This window comes from Bacillota bacterium (assembly GCA_013178415.1).
Lineage (GTDB): Bacteria > Bacillota > SHA-98 > Ch115 > Ch115 > Ch115.
Map to the genome: position 1 here is coordinate 111,758 of JABLXA010000005.1, position 19,097 is coordinate 130,854.

The window sequence follows — 19,097 nt, forward strand, 5'->3', positions numbered from 1 at the left end:
CTCATTCATCAAAAGTGCTTTTCTCTCTGTATATCTCCGGCAATTATCCTGCGTTCCAGGGTAAGCCCTCCTGTCTGCTGGGAGACTGTTATGGTGTCAACGGCTATCAGCCTCACCTGTTCTGGAGAACTAGAAGAGTCACGGGACCTTGAAAAATGCAGCAGCGCCAGAGTCATAGGAACGCCGCCTGTCTTTTCCAGTCCCCTGATGCCTGCTCCTCCTGTGGATCCAGCGTCTATGAGTATGCTATTCCTTCTTTCCTGGACTCTGAGTCTATGATCATGGCCATATAGAATCACCGGCGCCCTCCCGATCAAAGCCTCAGCTTGCCGGGGGTCGTGAACGGCAATAATATCAGGCGCCTTTTGCAGTCGACTCATTATACTCATAGCTTTCTCATTCGAAGCCATGATTTCCTCGTCAGTTGAAGCATCCATCGTGACCCTAGAAGCCCCCGGATCGTCTATTCCGAATATAGTGATCCCATTAATGGAAAGAAATCTCCCGCCAGCCAGGCGTACATTGGGGTGGACCGCCATGGCCTCCAGCACAGAGGGCGAATCATGGTTCCCGCCCACGAAAACATAAGGAACCGAGAGCGCCGAAACCGGAGACATGAGTCTTGCTTCCAGATATGTCCCATAATCAGTGAAATCGCCAGTATCTACCACAATATCAACCTTGAAACTTTTTACGATTTGATCTAGGAAGTTCACGGCCTCGGCGTTATTGTGCAGATCCGAAATATGAAGGACCCTTATGAATTTCCCTTCAGCTGTAATCGGCTGCAAAGCCTCGATCTGCCCGAAGATCTTGCTGGAATTATCTGCAATGGCCATTATGCTATCTTTTAGTTCTCCTACCTTGCCAACACTTTTATCTAGCACGCCGAGCATCCACGGGGCAGCTTCTATCACTCCTGTATACCTGGCCTGTTCAAAGGACTTCGCGTCGAAGGTGACATATGTTCCCACCATGAGGGAAACGGCGAATAATATGCCAGCCAGGGATCCGCCGATTATCCGGCGCACTCTGGCAGGTCTGATAAAGATATATACAAACGCCGCCCCCCCTAAACCACCAAGCATCAAAACCAAGAGACAGAGCCGGTAGAGCATGCTAGTCGCAGCTTCCTGTATGATGCTGGAGAAGGCGAGATTCTCGCCGGAAGACATAGCCACAAGTCGACTTATAGCATCCGGATCTATGCCGTCTAATCGTAGTAAGATAGCCAGGGGGAATTTATGAGTTGGAGCAGTGGCTGACCCCAGAGGGGGCAGGGCTAGAGTAGTGCCAGGGCGACCAATGCCCACTCTTATGCTGAAGTTAAGCCCTGCCACCTGGTAGCTGAATTTGCCCCAGATTCCGATGAAGACTGAAGCGCCTATGATGGCTACCAGAATATAGATAAAAGGCAACAGGTGAACTGGAGGGAACCTCCCATGCGACCTCATTCTCACACTCCCCGAATCCTGACATTCCTTGACAACCAGATACGTAAGAGATTTAGGGCAGCCCGCGCTGATCTTTCCTTTATGGTCTCACGGTCTCCAACAAGGAAAAATCTCGATGACATGGCATCATTTCGCGAAGTCAAGGCGACGAACACAAGGCCAACGGGTTTCCCCGGGGTCGCGCCTGAAGGGCCTGCTATCCCTGTGGTGGCGATACCCACATCAGCCGAAGATGCCCTCATGACACCCCTCGCCATAGCCAGGGCACACTCCCGGCTGACAGCCCCATACTTGGCTATGATCTCATGAGGCACCCCTAATATCTCCTCTTTCGCCGAATTACTGTAACTTACCACGCCGAGCAAGAAAGCCTGTGATACACCAGGGACATTGGTCAACCTGTGAGATATCAACCCGCCCGTGCACGATTCTGCTACTGCCACCTTGATGTTGTTCCTTATTGCGAGCTCCGCGACAACTGCCTCGAGAGTCTCATCGTCCACCCCCATCACCGCGTCCCCCAGGCGCCTCCGGATCTCCTGCTCAATAGGCTCGATCAGGGCCTGAGCCTCCCTCTGATCAGAGGCCCTGGCCGTCAGTCTGAGACGCACCTCCCCGGGATAAGCCAGAGGGGCTATCGTAGGGTTTGTCTGTTTCTGGATCAGATCCATGATTTCATTTTCTACTGCCGATTCCCCTATCCCAGTGATCTTCAATGTCCTAGAATATATAATTCCAGCCTCGCCGCGCTCCGCCAGCCTTTGCTTGAGATATGGAACCACAGACTGCTCAAACATCGTCTTCATCTCACTAGGAACTCCGGGAAGCAGAATGACCGCCTTCTGTCCATCCTCAAACAAAACGCCAGGCGCTGTCCCCACGGGATTGGGAATGGGACGCGCTCCCTTGGGCAATTCGGCCTGACGCAGGTTATTGGGTGTCATAGCCCTCCCCATCCTGGCAAAGCGGTCCTGGATCTCCTTTGCCAGCGATTGATCAAGCACGAGTTCCCTGCCGGTAACCCTCGATAGCGCTTCCTTAGTGATATCATCGCCGGTGGGTCCGAGCCCGCCAGTGACGATGACCACATCCGACCGTGCCATGACAGTCCGCAAAACCTCTGTGATCCGTCCCAGGTTGTCACCTACCGAAGACTTGAAGTATAGATTGACTCCCAGCTCTGATAGACGCGTTCCGATGTAAGCGGAATTCGTGTCAATTACATGGCCCAGCAAGAGTTCGGTGCCCACGGTGATAATTTCTGCATTCATATGATTATGCGCCTCCTGTTTCTTGAGGAACAACTGTCCTTGGCGCTTTTGATTCTTCATTTCAAAGCGGTATCCTGCATGCCGCAGTCTTCAACAACTGCTTATAGAGGCAAGTTCCGCTCTCACATCATCGCCTTCAAGTCTCTCACTTTCTAGCAGCTGATGCGCGAGTCTCTCGACTGCAGGCCACGATCTTATCAGGATCTGTTTCGCCCTCTGGTCGAGGTCTGCGATCATCTCACTTACTACCTCGTGCTGCAGCTTCTGAGGGACATCCTTGAAACCGACGATTCCCAGAGGGGACATTCCTGCCGATATGATCTCCTTTGCTATATTTAGGGCATGTTCATAGTCGCCTTTTGCCCCAGTGCTTCTCTCCCCAAAGGCTATTTCCTCACATACGGCGCCTGCGAGAGCTATGACGATTTGATTCTCAAGCTCACATTTGGTGTAAAGGTATCTATCGTCCTGCTGCGCTTGACGCATATAGCCCATCGCGTTTCCCCTGGGTGTTACAGTGACTGATTTCACAGAACCTGCCTGCAGGGTTTCGCTCACTACTGCATGGCCTATTTCATGGTAGCTAACGCGCTCCAACTCCGCCTGCGCTGGACGCCGGTCGAGTTTCTCTCCCAGCATGACCTTTTCAAGGGCCTCCTTGAACTCCTCCCTGCCGATCTCATCCTTGCCTTGACGCATAGCTAGAATCGCAGCCTCGTTTGTAAGGCTTTCAAGGTGAGCCCCAGAAAACCCAAAGGTTTCACGGGCGATATCCTCCAGATTCACATCCGCCGCAAGGGGTTTACCCCTGGTATGAATATTCAATATGGAAAGCCTGCCGTCTTTATCTGGAAGATCCGCTTTCACTACCCTATCGAATCGACCGGGGCGAAGTAAAGCAGGGTCAAGCAGATCGACCCGATTCGTGGCGCCAATGACGAGTATCCTTACCCTGTCATCAATGGTAAGCCCATCCATCTCCACCAGGAGTTGATTCAACGTCTGATCATACTCGAGGTGGCTGCTATGCTGACCACGCTTCCCGCCAAGGATCTCTATTTCATCTATGAATATGACCGCGCTGGTCTTGTGTTTCGCCTCGGCCATAGATCTCGCCTTGGCGAAGAGCTGCCGGACTCTTTGGGCCCCAACTCCTGCGTACATCTCAATGAATTCGGAGCCCGAGGCAGAAATGAATACGGAACCCATGAAACCCGCGGCAGCCTTGGCAAGGAGGGTTTTGCCCGTGCCCGGGGGTCCTGTAAGAAGGATCCCCTTGAGGGGCCGTATCCCCAGATGCTTCACCTTGTCTATATTCCTTACAAACTCCAGCGCTTCTAGCAGCTCCCTTTTTGCAACCTCCTGCCCGCCGATATCATCAAATGAAACCAGAGGGCAGTCCTTCATTTCATCTCCTGAATTCACTACCTTGAACCTCTTCCCTATAGCTCCTCCGAGCTGCATGTGCAAAAGCAAGACCGCTGCTCCGGCCAATACCAGCAATGGAACGATGTTGATCCCGCCCCAGGCTAGAAATGCCAACAACCCGAGAGCGCAACCTATGCCTATTTCACGACCATATCTTTTCACCAAAGGCTAGAACCTCCCTTTTGCCCGGGGGAGGCGCCCACCGGAGGGCCCGACTGGCGCGCTGGCGCCAGGTACGAATATCGAGGCACCACCTGGTAAAGATGATGTCCGTCCTTTTCAAGCTGAACATACACGTTGTCTCTATCAACAGATACACCGAATTTCTGGATCCCATGACGTTCAGCCGTGGCTGTAAGCCTGGCGTTCATCATGGTGAAATCGCCCTGCATGATGGCTTCTTCTATCGCGAAATGCATCTCATGGTATACATTCATAAGCAAAGCGTCGCGATTGTCTGCGATTGAAAGCTCTACAGACCTTCCACCAGAAATCGCTTGAAGCCCATCCATCAGATCCCTGTAAGCCGCGCCAAGGTCTTCGCCCTCCTTGAGCTTGACACTTATATCGATCTTCCCTCCGGTCTCAGAGATCTTGTAATCTGCCACGTGTGGATTCGCCTCCAGGAAACCACGTAAGGGGCGATCCACCTTGACCATATAATTGAGATTAGACGCCGCCACCAGCAGCGTGAAGGTCAAGGCGAAGGCCAGCACGATTATTGAAATGTCGAGTCCTTTGATCTTCCTCACGGCGTACACCCCGACGAGAACATTTGCCCAGCTAAAGGGCACTTTTTACAGTAAAATTATAACATAAGGCCCCCCGATACGCGAGGGGCCTGACCGATCCAAAACACTCCAGATAGTGTAGGGGATCCCATTAGTCTATAATATGATGGAAAGGGCTCTCTCACCCGCTTGCCGAAGTTCCTCTACTGCTTTGCGGGGATCAGCAGCCCCAAAAACGGATGTGCCGGCAACCAATATCCTGGCCCCGGCCTTTACCACGGCAGGCGCGGTTCCCATCGCGATCCCACCATCTACTTCTATCAAAGCAGGCGATCCCACGCGCGCGAGCATTTTCTTTACATCACAAATCTTGGGCACCATGGATTCAATGAATCTCTGACCGCCAAATCCAGGTTCCACCGTCATAACAAGCACGACGTCCACCAGGTCGAGAACATGTTGAATAGCACACGCCGGCGTAGCCGGATTCAGCGCGACACCTGCTTTCATGCCTTTCTGCTTGATGCCCTCTAGCAAACGATAGAGATGATCAGTGGCCTCAGCGTGGACAGTGAGGATATCGCTTCCCGCCTCAGCAAAGGCCTCTATGTAATTTTCTGGTTGTTCGATCATAAGATGAACATCCATAACCATGGGTTTAGGGATCACGCGCCTCAAGGAAGCGACCACTGGCGGCCCTATGGTGATATTGGGCACAAATCGCCCATCCATGACATCCACATGTATCATATCAGCTGATGAGACCTTCTCGATTTCCGAAGCCAGCATCGCGAAATTGGCCGACAAGATGGAAGGAGCAATCTTGACATGGTTGGAAGTAAAGATCCTGTCATTCAAGAACGTTGCGGCCCCCCTTTCCTTTGTCATACTTCTTTTCATATCCGATCGCAGAGATCTCCTCGAGGAACTGGATATAATGGTCGTATCGTGAACGGGCTATCTCCCCGGATTGCAGCGCCGCCCTCACCGCGCAATCGGGTTCCCGGTAATGCAGGCACCCCAGAAATCTACAAAGCCCTTCATATCTTAGAAATTCCGGAAAGTAGAACCTCAGTTCCTCTTTTTCGATTCCGTCAAGAGAGAGCTTGCTGAACCCCGGGGTATCCACTAAAAAGCCCCCCGCCTGAAGAGCAAGCAGCTGAGCGTGTCTTGTGGTATGCCGGCCTCTTCCCAGCTTTTCGCTGATCTCACCAGTCTCGAGGGTGAGGCCTGGTTCTATGGCATTCGCCAGCGCAGACTTCCCGACCCCGGAAGGACCCGCAAAGACCGAAATCTTACCCTTAAGAAAAGATCTTAATCTCTTAACCCCTTTTCCCGTCATGGCACTGGTCACCAGAGCGGTATAACCAGCCTTTCGATATGGGCGGGCTATCTTCCGGCCCATATACTCAGATACAAGATCAGCCTTGTTGAAACAAAGAATCGCCCCGACCCCTTCCCTACCGACCACCACCAAAAGCCGGTCCAGAAGGTTCAAATCGGGTTCGGGCTGGGTCAGGGCACAGACTATAACCGCCTGGTCTACATTGGCTACCCTTGGACGGATGAGCTCAGACTTTCTTGGGAGGACCGTCTCGATCACGCCGACGCCAGGCCTTACCTCTTCCCCTTGAACACGATCTCCGACCGTCACGATGGTATCATCTTTGCGCAATCGGCCCCGCAATGAGCATACAAATTGGCCAGATTCGGACTGGACTGTATAGTATCCTGATGTAGCCTTGATTACGATACCTTCAAACATACAAGCCCTGCCTGATCACCCCTGCGGGTGGATTTCCTCATCCTTGAATAATACGCCATCAATGAATACCTTGACGTGGATGTTGTCACCATATCCTACTACATGCTGCTCAACTCGTTCGCCAGGCGACGCAAAGGATCTGAAAACCTCGCGTTCCCCGTAGAAATCATCTACCTTTATCACTACCTCTTGCGAGGATTTTCCCTGGGGAACCGTAACTGTTACCCAGGTCACTGTCGGGGTGGTGGCCGCATCCCGTCCTTGGGTCGCAAACCCTGGTGTCGTCCCCTGAGGCCTTGAGACAACAAGATCTACACTGCTCTGCGGCTGGACCATGCTTCCTGACTCAGGGTATTGCTGCACTACCTCACCGTCCGGCCTTCCTGCGTCCGCCTTGCTCAACTCAGAGCCTACCACGAGTCCCGCAGCCTCGATAGCCTTTTTGGCCGAATCTATATTCATCCCCACGACATTAGGCACCTGGACGCCGGGGGGCATCGGCCCTTTACTTATCACTATATCGACGGGCAACCCCCTTTCCAAACGCTGACCAGGATCCGGCACCTGCCCAATGATAGCGCCCGCCTGCATATCAGGGCTATAATCCTCGGTTTTCGTTCCCATAGCTAACCCCGCCCTTTCTAGGGCCAGCTGGGCTTCACGCACAGTGAGACCAACCAGATCAGGGACAGAGACCATCTCTTTACCTTGACTTACGATCACCCTCACCTTGGTATTGATCTTTACCTTTGTCCCAGCCTTCGGGCTCTGGGAAATGATATGGTTAACCTCGACTTTATCATCATACCTGGTATCGGCCACTTCGAGCGCGAGTTGACTCTGCGGCAATAAGAGCCTTGCCTCATCCAGATTCTTGCCGGTTATATCCGGCACTTCAGTCTCGGGGACATATAGTATGGAAGGAAGCTTGAGAAGTCCAAAAACAGTCCCTGAGACCAGGATAAGAAAGAAGGTGACCACAGCAACAGCAAGGCCGCCACGTCTCCTTGGCCTGGCCACCTGATCAGGTCTCTTGACGGCCGTGCTTCCGGACTCCAGACTTTCCCGCCACCTGCGCAGGTCTTCTCCTGTCATGATAGCTGTCGGGGCTTCATCATCTATCGAAGCAATATCAGGAGGAGTGGCAAATGGATCAAGGGCTCGTGCCATATCCTCAGCTGTCTTGAATCTCTTGGATGGATCCTTCTCCAACGCCCGCATCACCACTCGTTCCAACCCTTCAGGGACATCAGGGTTCAAGGTACGGGGTGGGACAGGCTTTTCCTGGATATGCTGAATAGCCACTGCAATAGGGCTATCTCCCCGGAAGGGCACACGCCCGCAAAGCATTTCATAGAGGACGATCCCGAGGGAATAGATGTCTGATTGTGGTGAAACTTGTCCCCCCCTAGCCTGCTCGGGAGAAAAGTAGCTTACTGTCCCTATTACAGTGCCCGTTTCCGTAATCGTGTTGGTGCTTGCAGCATGCGCTATGCCGAAGTCAGCGACCTTGACCATGCCATCCTGAGTTACAAGGATGTTATGGGGTTTGACATCACGATGAACGATATTGTTTCTATGGGCATGTTCCAGCGCATGACAGATCTCCCGGGCAATCCAGGCGGCATAACCGGGAGGGATGCATCCCTCCCGCTTTATGATCTCTTTCAAGGTGGCGCCCTTCACATATTCCATCACAATATAATGCTTATCCCCATCCCGTCCAACGTCATAGATATTGACCACATTTGGATGGGACAGGCTTGCAGCCGCCCTGCCCTCACGCCGAAAACGTTCCACAAACTCTTCGTCACAAGCAAATTGCGGCCTTAATATCTTGAGTGCGACAATGCGATTGAGAACCGAACACCTAGCTTTATAAACCTCGGCCATACCTCCTTCGCCGAGTTTCTCTAATATTGTATATCTCCCTCCTAAGATCTGACCAACCACATCCAGTCACCATCCTTATGCCACGCAGGGGTCCTTGTATCTTCATGCGTGGGGGTCTATGACTTTTCTAGGATGCCAACCTGCTCAAGCCAGTATTTCATCAATTCTCTAGCTATTGGGGCTGCCACGAGCCCACCTGAGCCCCCATTCTCCACCACAACGGACACCGCAATCTGTGGGTCACGGGCAGGCGCAAAACCGATGAACCAGGCATGGGGCGGACCTGCTGGATTCTGTGCCGTTCCGGTTTTGCCAGCCACCTCGATACCTGGAATCGCGGCTAGCCTCCCTGTACCTTTCGAAACCACATCAACCATCATATCACGAATCACCCCGGTAGCGGTAATGGAAGATACCCGCCTGAAATGAGGCCCAATCTTCGCAGCCGAACCAGGCCGGCGTCCGTGTGGCACTATATCCATGATTATTCTAGGTTCTGGCATCATCCCACCCATTGAGATAGCCGCGGCCACCTGAGCCATAAACAGTGGGGTCACCAGTGTCTCTCCCTGCCCTATGCCGCTCTCGGCTATGAGACTCCTGGACATGGCCTTCTCCAAAGGGAACCTGGGAGCTGATGCCGGTATTTCTAGAGTTGGCTTCATATGGAAACCCCATGCTTTCATGGCCTCTTTGAGCGTTGCCTCACCGCATATCTCGGCGATCTCTACAAACGCGACATTGCATGAGCGGGCCAGGGCCATATCCAGGGTTACCTTTCCATGCCCCTTGCCGTTCCCGCCGGGACCAGGGCAAGATATGACCTGCCCGTCAATCATGATGCTTCCGTTACATTCAAAGGTATCATCAGCCCTGATCTTGCCTGCATCAAGAGCTGCTATCGCGATAATGGGCTTTAAAGCTGAACCAGGTGGATAGAGCCCTTGAGTAGCCCTATTCAGCAAGGCCCTCCTTGGGTCGCTCGCGAGCTCATTCCAGGTTTCATCAAGCCTGCATGGATCAAAACCAGGCTCGCTCACACAAGCAAGTATATCCCCTGTGGCTGGAAAAATGGCCACTATTGCGCCTGGCCTGCCCCGGAGCAGTCTCTCACCTAATTTTTGGAGACCGAGGTCGATGGTGAGAAGAACATCTTTTCCTCGATGCGGCGGCTGGATCAGAAAATCATCCAGGCCGAGAAGCTCCTTGTTATATGCGGCCTCTATGCCGCTTTTCCCATACCTCGAATGACTATATCCAATGACCTGCGCAAGAGACTCGGGCACGGTATATCTCCTGATAGGTTTATCTCCTATGACCTCTGAAAACGCAAGGATCTCCCCCCGGCGCGCAAGGATCGAACCCCTTATGATCCTTTCTTCCGCGCGCGCCATTCTAGGGTTCTGTGGATCCGCGGCTAGATAGCGGAAACCTGCGCCAGCATAATAGGCCATCACGACAGCGACTATGGCAAGTCCACCTGCAGTGAAACCCAAAAACCTCCGGCATGCCTCTTGTATCCCGGGACGGTCGTATCCAGCTTGTTCAACTGCCCCGCTACCCACGCCCCCAATCCTCGCCAAGATTCCCAGCGCCCCGAAGCATGTTACCATGGAGCTTCCGCCATAGCTGATGAAGGGAGTCGTAACTCCTGTCATAGGAATGATCCTGAAAACCCCGCCCAATATGATGAGTGTCTGCAGGGAAAATAAGACGCTTATCCCCCCGGCCAAAAGGGCCCCAAATTCGTCAGAGGAGTTCATCGCCCGGCCAATTCCTTCGGCTGCAAGATAGAAGTATGCCATTAATACCGGAGCTCCCACGATGATGCCAAACTCCTCTAGCAGCGCAGAGAATATGAAGTCCGTCTCCACTGCCGGTATGGCACGGGGCAGTCCCGCTCCTGGTCCAACTCCTGTGATGCCTCCGGCAGCGATAGCATAGAGTGATTGAATCATCTGGTAACCGGCTCCCTTGGGGTCTCTCCAGGGATTCAGCCAGACGAGAACACGGTTTCGCACGTGCCCAAAGAGGAGATAGCTCAAAACTCCTCCACAGGCTATCAAAAACAGGCCCAGCGCCAAATAAGATGATCTGCCGCTGGCAAGGTAGAGCATCGAAAGATAGACAGCGAATAGCAACAGGGCCGTGCCGAGGTCGCGTTGGAACATAAGGAGCAAAAGGGAGATTCCCCATATGAGAAACATGGGTCCCACATACCCAATCTCTGGCACGAGAACCCCCATTATCCGGCGAGTAGGCGCAGATAAAAGCCTTCGCGCCTCTGTCAGATACCCGGCTAAGAATATTACCATCAGGGGTTTGGCAGGTTCCGATGGCTCAAGGCTCACCCCGAAGAGCTGGACCCAGGACTTAGCGCCTCCTATTTCGCGTCCGAAAAGAGGGCCAAGCGCCAAGAGAATGCAAGCAGCCACTCCTATGACATACCGGTATTGCTGCAGCCACGTATAGTCTCTTGCCACGCTGGCAACGATGAAGAATACGGCCAGACCGAGGGATATCCATGATAATTGACGCCATATGAGATCCGGCCTCAATCGATATATCTCAAATAAGCTGATACCACAGAGAAATATGGCGATAGGCAGCAGCGCCTTATCCCTTACCTTGAGCACCTTTTCCTCGATGCTAAGGGCTATAAGGGATGCCAAGGCAAATATGACCGGTATTGTCCAGTGCCAGCCATCCCCCGTGGCCCCCTGGGCTATCTTTACGCAGATAAAACCTATTGTTCCGGGGAGTATGCACAGTCCTGCCAGATTCCATCCGGCAACCTTCCCATTAGACCATAGACCCAACTTCAAGACCCCCGCGCCATCGCATATGCGGTTCAAACTCGGGCTATAACTACCGTGATATTATCATGGCCTCCCCTTTCATTGGCGAGATCTACGAGAAAATCCGCAAGTTCTTGTGGATCCTCGATTCTCTTCAGAGCGCCCAGGATTTCTCCGTCAGAGACCATGCCCGTAAGCCCATCGGTGCAGAGAATTACTCGATCATCTTTCCCGATTTCCACTTTTAAGAGGTCCGGGATCAAGACGGGCTCCACCCCAAGGGCCTTTGTAATGATATTACGATGAGGATGAAATCTTGCCTCCTCTTCTGTAAGGCTTCCGCTCCTCACAAGCTCCGCGACGATTGAGTGATCATCTGTGACCCTCTTCAAAACCCCATGAGATTCAATGTAGGCGCGGCTATCACCCACATGTCCCAAGTAAATGTAACCGTCCGTCAGCGCAGCTGCTGTGAGAGTGGTTCCCATTCCCCGCCTTTGAGGGTTACTGAGAGATAGCTCATAAACTTTAGCATTTGCATAATGAATGGCCTCATTCAGCCATCCTTCCGGATCACCAGACCAGACTGGCAGCCTGTCTTTCATCGTCTGGCAAGCTATCTGGCTTGCCACCTCCCCAGCCTGATGCCCCCCCATGCCATCAGCGACCACCAGCAAGGATTCACTTACAAAATATGAATCTTCATTTACTTCCCTTACCCGGCCTATGTCGGAGCGCACGCCCAGTTTCATGGCACTCACTCCTTGAGTTCAAGCATTGTATCCCCTATCAGCAATTGATCGCCTGGTTTGAGAATGGTTCTGCGCCTGAGTCTGCGACCATTGACCAGCGTGCCATTCTTGCTGCCATTATCCTCTATGAAGAATTTCCTACCTTTTCGGTAAAGAATGGCATGCCGCCATGACGCGAAAATATCTTTGATTACTATGTCACAGTCCGGCGCCCTACCTATGACCATCCTGTCTGCCAAGAAAAACGTTGCGCCGGCTGGAGGATCTCCAGAGGTGCTTATTACAACGATCCTGGGCCCGGATTCCTCCCCGGCTATCCCCTCCCTGCCGGCTCCGCGCCATGTTCGTATGTGATCGGAAGCATTCTCTGAATGGAAATGGACTGACGTTCCCGTCACGCCAGCCATCACCTCGCGGGCGAGCCGCCACAAAAATGCGTATATTACGGCAATCAAGAGGAAGCGCCACGCTACCATCAGAAGGGCTAGCATTCATGATCCCTCCTGGCGCCCAACTCCATTCCTGAATTCAAGCAAGACCCCGCCGAGTTTGATGGAATCCCCCGGGCTTAGAACATGCTCGCCCACTCGTCGTTCATTGACAAATGTGCCATTCATGCTGTTGAGGTCCCGCAAGATGAAAGCCCCTTGTCTATGCAGGATTTCCGCGTGTTCCCGCGAGACGCCAGGGTCAGGTATGACTATGTCATTGGATCTAGAACGTCCCAGGCTGACTCGATCTTCGCTGAGCGGATACTGGCTGCCTGAGAGTTCGCCAGACATTATAATCAAGTAGGGACTATCTTCCCTTATTGCCTGCCCGGGCTGTGCGGGTGGCACACGGTTGAATTCCTTTGTGATCTCTCCCGACCTGGATGTAGCTCCATCTGCATCCACGGGCCCCCCATCTGGATACGCCCCGATCTCGAGGAGAGTTGCATCTTCCACATACGCAGGCTCTACCTTTATCTCACCGGCCTTCAGGGAGCTTTCCTCAATAAAGGAAATCTCCCGGGGCCCCACAAATGAATAGCCTCGCCTTTTTGCCTGCATTTCGATGTACGAGCAAAGCTCACGCGAGACAGTGCGCTCAAGGGGTCTGATTTTCTCGACACTGTGAGGGTGCATCATCACCTTGTAGCAATTTGGAACATATATCCTTGATACACTGACCCGTTTTTCATCTTCCATAGCTCTCATTATGTGCCGCGCAATCTCGATAGGATGTGTGCTATAACGATCCCCGCTGTAGAAGAGCTTCCTCATGGCTTCCTCAATGCCTCGTTCTATTTTCTTGAAGAAACCACTCATTGCAATTCCTTCCCCGGCATATTATGGCTCCCATACGAGACACCGGCATGTTCACCGGCATCTACGGAATAAAATCTACGCCGTAGCTGCCCGCATGCAGCATCGATGTCCTCTCCAAGGGCGCGTCTGACCGTGACATTGATTCCGCTGGCTCTCAACACCTGGGCAAATGCCCTGATTCGTTCGGGACTGGACCTTTCAGGTTCCCCTCCATTTACCGGATTCACAGGTATAAGATTCACATGGCACAGCATACCAGATAAAAGCGCGGCGAGTTCACGCGCGTGGTTTAGGCCATCATTTAGCCCTCTCATGAGGGAGTATTCGAAAGTCACCCGCCTCCCGGATGCGGCTATGTATTCCTTACACGCTTCAAGGAGCAGCGCTATTGGATATCGCCTGTTTATAGGCATTATCTCATCACGAATATCATCAGATGGAGCATGGAGCGATACTGAAAGGGTAATCGGGAGTCCCTCTCTGGCCAGTTTATTGATCCCCGGCACGATTCCGCAAGTAGATATGGTCATGCGCCTGAAACCAATGTCTAATCCCATCGGCTCGTTCATGAGCTTCAAAAACCTCAAGACATTATCGTAATTATCCAAGGGCTCACCCGAACCCATCATCACGATATTGCGAACCCGGCCTCCGATTTCTCGTACATCTTTGTCTATGATACCCATAAGATCCACCATCTCTCCAGCACGGAGGTTTCTCACAAAACCGGACATCCCGCTGGCACACATTCTACAGGCCATCTTGCACCCAATCTGACTAGAGATACATGCCGTGATGCCATACTCATATTTCATTCGAGCGGCTTCCACCGCATTCCCATCATCAAAGCCAACAAGGTACTTAACCGTACCGTCCCTAGATTCCTGCTTTGCTAGCACACGTGCGGGTCGAACATCGACCAGACTCGAAAGCTCCTCTCTGAGGTCCAGGGGCAGATCGGTCATCGAGTAAAATGAAGTCTCATGGTTTCTGTGGATCCACCTGAAGACCTGACGTCCTCTATAACGTGGCAACCCCAGCCGGTCAAAGAGATCTTCTAGCTCACCCGGGAAGAGCCCCATAAAATCCACCGACCTGAGATCAAAATCCTGTTGCATTCTTGTCCCCTCTCGCAAGCCTGCTCCCTCGGGCACAGGATGGCTTATGCCATTCGATTCATACATATGAATTATACCCTAAATCTCGCCCAAGGAGGAATAATGTACAATGCAAAGAACCTTTCTGGAGAAGGGAGAGAAGAATCAATGAGGACATCCCTTTTTTTAGTAAGACATGCGGAAACAGAATGGAATAAGTCTAACAGATATCAGGGACACCTGGACATCGAGCTCTCCCAGAAGGGCAAGGAGCAAGCGAAGCAACTGGCTCTTCATCTGGCGCATGCCAGATTTGATGCGATCTATGCTAGTGACCTTGCGAGAGCCAGTGATACTGCGCGTGCTATAGCTGAAGTCCAGCGACTGAACGTTTTCTATTCCCCCGAATTGAGGGAGATAAATGTGGGAGCCTGGGCGGGACTGACGCGAGAAGAAATCGTGGCCAGGGATCCGGAAGCTTTCAAGCGATGGCTTTCGGATAGCACCGACGTTCCCTTCCCCGGAGGCGAATCGTATACCATGGTCCAGGCACGAGTGATGCCATTCATACACAAGATCATTCAGGCGCATCAGGGTAGTCGGATCCTCGTGGTGAGCCATTCCGGCCCCCTCAAAGTGATCATCCTGAGCCTCCTGGGCCTTAGTCTTGATCTGAGGAAGATCATCTACCTGGGAAATGCCAGCATAAGTATGATATCCATCACTGATGGCAACCCTCGCCTGGAGCTCCTCAACGCGAATGGATGCAAGGAACTGATCGCTTCAGAGCGGTGACTTGCCGGGGTGCGACGGTATCCCTTCCGCCGGACGCAGCATGACCGGGGTATGGATACTCCTCCCGGCGGACGCAGCCTTGCTGCGAGGCTGCTCAGTGATCCTCGGCCCTCAGGTTATATGGCCTCGGATCAATGCCGCCGATCGGAGTATCTTAACCCCGGATCTGCCGACCACGGATCAATGCCATCCTAAAGCGCGATGCCTAGAAGCGCTACCACCGCTAGGAGGATTTTGAGGAGTCCATTTTCTTTGCGAAGCCCTTGGATATCTTTAGCTACGCCGGCCTTGTATGTCTCAAAATCCGAGGAAAGCTGCCCAAGCTTGGCGTCTATGGCACCATCGGCAGAGATCCTGGCAGCGCGTTCATTCGCTATAACATCTTGCAGGCTCTTCTCAAATCCAGCAACTTGGTTTCCGATTGCATCCATCCTGCTATTCAAGTCTGCAATCTTTTGGCTCAGCTGAGTGATGCTCTCATTTGCGCTGGCTAGCTCTTTATCTAATCTTTCGCCTAGAGCGCGAGACTCGCTAGCTGTGTCGGAAAGGCCCTTTTCCAGCGCATCGACTCGACCGGACACCCCGGAAAGGTCCTGTTTGGCATTGGCTAGATCCTGGGTGACGGCCTTGAGATCTTGAGCGGTAGACTCAAGCTTGGCGGAGAGGTCGGCAAGCTGCGTGCCATGAGCATCTTGTTTTGCCTTGATGTCATCCTGCTTTGTCCTGATATCGTCTATCTGGGATGAGAGAGCGTCTGCGCGTCCAGAAAGCTCATCGACCTTCGTCGTAAGATCCCTTATGGCGGTCTCTGCCTGATTGGCCCGGTTCGCCAACTCCTTCGCGGTTTCCTCCGTTTGATCAGCCCGGCTCGCCAGAGCCTTCGACTCCTTATCCAGGCTGACTACAGCGCCCTGGAGATTATCTACTCTTGCCTGCGTCTCAGTGGATTTAGACTCCAAGGCATCGACGCGCCCAGTCAGACTGTTCAAGCCATCATCTAGCTGGCCTGTCTGTTCTGAAAGCTTATCCACCCGGCTGGAAAGATCAGCCTGGCCCCGGGACAACTCAGCGGACTTTGCCGCCAAAGCCCTCAGTTGATCCTCATGAGAAACATCTGCAGCGGCCATCTTGCTTTCCAGAGCGGCTATCCTCTCCTCTGCACCGGTCTTTGTGGCCTTCAACTCTTCCCTCAAAGCCTGCAGATCTTTGACTATCTTTTGAGCTTGCTTCTGTGCCTCTTGCGCATCATAGGTAGCCTTCAGGACATCCTCCTTCATGACACTCAGTACTTTGTTCTGGGACTCAATCTGTTTATCCATATTTTCAAGCTGAGTCCCCATTGATACAAGTTCCTGACGAAATTCAGATGAAAGCTGCCTTAGAAGCTGGACATCGCCGGTGGACGCGGCAACCTTGCCGCTGGCAATCTCATTTAACATCCGCGCGATTACTACGGCCAGGGTATAGCGGTCCACTGGCTTGTTCCCCTGGAATGTCCCATCCTGATATAAAGATATGTACCCTTTGTCCACCAGTAGCTTGACGCTTGAATATGCCCAATGATCTGGCGGGACATCCTTGATTTGTTCAGCCATGGCCATAGATCCTGCTAGAAATATTGTCAGCGAAATGATCAACCACATGAATATGTGCTTATGCCTTGTAAATGCTCCCACAAAAACACTCCTCCCTTCATTTTGATACCATCACGACTCCATTTATGGCTCGCACAGGCACTTCACGCCCGTCAGCATTCAGTATGCGCGCATTGCTGATGGTAATGGTGGCCTTACCCACTGTCCTGGCAAGGAAATTGATACATGCAAAGGTTCCGAAGACGTCTGCCGGCGCAGAGAGACGCCCCCCAATTGCATGCACCTGCCCGGGGACTTCAGATATGGTCCCGCCTCTCCACTCAGAGAGTTTGTCACCCTCGACGAATACCGTGCCCCTGGACACGCTGATCATCTGCAGGATATCCGGGTCATAGGCTATATCAAGCGTCCCCTTGAGGAAGTTCTTCACATTAGTGATCCGTATGTAGACAGGGAAGAAACTGCCTGCCTTGACAGGATTCTCGGGCGGCATCACTTCGATCCTGGGCTCGAGCCGTGGCACTGCTATCCTGTAATCCATGAAGACTCCTTCTGTATTGTACGCCTCCACCTTTACCCCGCACTCAGCAAAAGAACCAGAATCTCTGGGTTCAAGCTGCCACACTACCTTGTAGGACTGCTGGGGGTCCAATGGCCCAAGGAACCTTGAGGCTTTCTCATGGGGAGCCGGACCCAGGAGTGCCCCCCAGGACATCCTCGCCTGGACCCCATATGCTGTAGACCCGCCCACATTCTTGATGGTAGCGTAAATCTTGAATGGATCAGGGGAAAGCCGCTGATCGACAATCGATAGTTCTCTGGGGCCGCTCAAGGTGACCTGGAATTTCGGGGCCTCAAGAATGCGCACCTCTCTCGTAACCTGGTTCGGTTCAGCATTTTCGGCCTCTACCCTGACAGAATACGAAAGAGTCTCTCCCGGCCTTCCTTTCGGGACCACATCCCAGACTACCTGAGACAATTCTCCCACCTTGAGAATCCCTAGGTCGCGGACCGGGGATTGTCCGGATTTCAAGCTGAGTCCCTCTGGTAGAGTTATGCTGACTCGTGTGCCAATGGCATCACCCTTCCCTGAATTTTCCACATAACATACAACAGGGAATGTTTTGGGCTGATCTTTGCCCACAGCCACCTCTGCAGGGGAACTTACCCCAAGAGAGAGATCCCCTGGCGATATACTTATCCCGCCAAGGCCATAGAGAGTGACATATTCACGTGACTCTCCGGGCGCAAGAGGTTTCGGATCCCAGAATAGAGCTATGGCACTATCCGGTTCATATTCTCCTTTCCTGATGAATTCCCGTCCGGGAGAAAAGTCGAAATCCCAGACCCCATCGGCAAGGCTCCCCCAATTAGATAGATAGACTCTGTCAGGAGGCGTGGCTCCTTGGCCAGATAATGTTCCCTGGCTTGTTACGCTTGGGGCGCTAAGTGAATCAAAGGCCTGCCAAAATTCAGGAATATCCGAGACTGTATATGCCGTGTCAGAAATTATGGCATCGCCCCTCACGCGGAAAGGAGCGCCGTCATTTGCGCCCAACATGGTATCCAACAGGATACGGACCCCTATCTCCCTGGGACTTGTCCCCTCATTAGTCACTACATACCGAATCTCTGCAGTATCAAAAAGCCCCGTGGTGCTGCTCCGGACTATCCTGAGGGATTGGATCGCCTCGATATCCTTACTGTCGCCCAGTCTACAAATGCTAACAATTTCCTTGCCGTCGACTATATGGGGCCGTGATATCATATCACCATATAAGCCCTTCTCGCCCGCACGCTTTTTTGTGGCTCCTCCATAACAATAATCTTTACCATCGATCCGGATGGTGGTGAATGAGGTCCATGGGACCGGTCTGCCATATATTAAAGGCTTATTGTCATCCTCTGATTTTGTGGGATCCCCGCCTGTTGTATCAAGGGCAAACCTGCACGTGGCATCATCGGTATTATTGACGAACACACGAACATAGTCGTTTGAAAGGGAAACCAGTTCCCCGCCCTGAGCGCCGGCGCCACCAGAAAAGGCATCCAGCAAGATGAATATGAAAACGAGGATAATCAAGGCCCATTTGGCTCCAGATCGCCCTCCCCTGCAGTTCCTTCCCCGGGGCCGCGATTTTGTGAGCAGGTTATCGAACCAGGCCAGATCCCCTGAGTTTAAACATATACTTGCAGCCAGCATAAGCG

15 protein-coding genes are annotated in these 19,097 nt (G+C 52.6%); 1 reads left to right on the top strand and 14 read right to left on the bottom strand.

The features are described from left to right. Positions 1-8 precede the first annotated feature (8 nt). The 12 genes from HPY52_06255 to rlmN all read right to left on the bottom strand — a co-directional run bounded on the left by HPY52_06255 (position 9) and on the right by rlmN (position 14,520). Positions 9-1,454, bottom strand: a complete 1,446-nt coding sequence (locus HPY52_06255; GenBank protein ID NPV79865.1) for a hypothetical protein — start codon at positions 1,452-1,454, stop codon at positions 9-11. Positions 1,455-1,456: 2 nt separating this feature from the next. Then, the gene (locus HPY52_06260) at positions 1,457-2,725 is read right to left on the bottom strand and encodes a competence/damage-inducible protein A (protein NPV79866.1); all 1,269 of its coding nucleotides are present in this window, start codon (positions 2,723-2,725) and stop codon (positions 1,457-1,459) included. Positions 2,726-2,815: 90 nt separating this feature from the next. Next, complete coding sequence (locus HPY52_06265) at positions 2,816-4,315, bottom strand: AAA family ATPase (GenBank protein NPV79867.1); 1,500 nt, start codon at positions 4,313-4,315, stop codon at positions 2,816-2,818. Beyond that, positions 4,312-4,905 carry a hypothetical protein gene (locus HPY52_06270; protein NPV79868.1) on the bottom strand — a complete coding sequence of 198 codons (594 nt, stop codon included), beginning with the start codon at positions 4,903-4,905 and terminating at the stop codon, positions 4,312-4,314. Before HPY52_06270 ends, HPY52_06265 begins: the two co-directional genes overlap by 4 nt. A 135-nt stretch (positions 4,906-5,040) precedes the next feature. Next, positions 5,041-5,784 carry a ribulose-phosphate 3-epimerase gene (locus HPY52_06275; GenBank protein ID NPV79869.1) on the bottom strand — a complete coding sequence of 248 codons (744 nt, stop codon included), beginning with the start codon at positions 5,782-5,784 and terminating at the stop codon, positions 5,041-5,043. Continuing rightward, a complete protein-coding gene (gene rsgA / locus HPY52_06280) occupies positions 5,735-6,649 on the bottom strand; it encodes a ribosome small subunit-dependent GTPase A (protein ID NPV79870.1) in 915 nt (304 codons plus the stop codon). Before rsgA ends, HPY52_06275 begins: the two co-directional genes overlap by 50 nt. A gap of 15 nt (positions 6,650-6,664) precedes the next feature. Further along, the gene (pknB, locus tag HPY52_06285) at positions 6,665-8,602 is read right to left on the bottom strand and encodes a Stk1 family PASTA domain-containing Ser/Thr kinase (GenBank protein NPV79871.1); all 1,938 of its coding nucleotides are present in this window, start codon (positions 8,600-8,602) and stop codon (positions 6,665-6,667) included. A 56-nt stretch (positions 8,603-8,658) separates the two neighbouring features. Continuing rightward, on the bottom strand, positions 8,659-11,361 hold the full coding sequence (locus HPY52_06290; GenBank protein NPV79872.1) for an FtsW/RodA/SpoVE family cell cycle protein: 2,703 nt from the start codon (positions 11,359-11,361) through the stop codon (positions 8,659-8,661). Positions 11,362-11,393: 32 nt separating this feature from the next. After that, the gene (locus tag HPY52_06295) at positions 11,394-12,092 is read right to left on the bottom strand and encodes a Stp1/IreP family PP2C-type Ser/Thr phosphatase (GenBank protein ID NPV79873.1); all 699 of its coding nucleotides are present in this window, start codon (positions 12,090-12,092) and stop codon (positions 11,394-11,396) included. Positions 12,093-12,097: 5 nt separating this feature from the next. After that, on the bottom strand, positions 12,098-12,583 hold the full coding sequence (locus HPY52_06300) for an FHA domain-containing protein (GenBank protein NPV79874.1): 486 nt from the start codon (positions 12,581-12,583) through the stop codon (positions 12,098-12,100). Continuing rightward, the gene (locus tag HPY52_06305) at positions 12,584-13,402 is read right to left on the bottom strand and encodes a DUF3662 and FHA domain-containing protein (protein ID NPV79875.1); all 819 of its coding nucleotides are present in this window, start codon (positions 13,400-13,402) and stop codon (positions 12,584-12,586) included. Continuing rightward, positions 13,399-14,520, bottom strand: coding sequence for a 23S rRNA (adenine(2503)-C(2))-methyltransferase RlmN (gene rlmN, locus HPY52_06310; protein NPV79876.1), 1,122 nt, complete (start codon positions 14,518-14,520; stop codon positions 13,399-13,401). The genes HPY52_06305 and rlmN overlap by 4 nt, the downstream gene beginning before the upstream one ends. A gap of 147 nt (positions 14,521-14,667) precedes the next feature. On the opposite strand from rlmN, the gene HPY52_06315 reads away from it, so the two are divergent. Next, positions 14,668-15,294, top strand: coding sequence for a histidine phosphatase family protein (locus tag HPY52_06315; protein NPV79877.1), 627 nt, complete (start codon positions 14,668-14,670; stop codon positions 15,292-15,294). A 191-nt stretch (positions 15,295-15,485) separates the two neighbouring features. Here the strand turns inward: HPY52_06315 and HPY52_06320 are convergent, their stop codons facing one another. Both HPY52_06320 and HPY52_06325 read right to left on the bottom strand, forming a co-directional pair. Further along, complete coding sequence (locus HPY52_06320; GenBank protein ID NPV79878.1) at positions 15,486-16,970, bottom strand: hypothetical protein; 1,485 nt, start codon at positions 16,968-16,970, stop codon at positions 15,486-15,488. 16 nt (positions 16,971-16,986) lie between these two features. Next, positions 16,987-19,092: a cellulosome anchor protein gene (locus tag HPY52_06325; GenBank protein ID NPV79879.1), complete on the bottom strand. Its 2,106-nt coding sequence runs from the start codon at positions 19,090-19,092 to the stop codon at positions 16,987-16,989. Between the last annotated feature and the right edge of the window lie 5 nt (positions 19,093-19,097).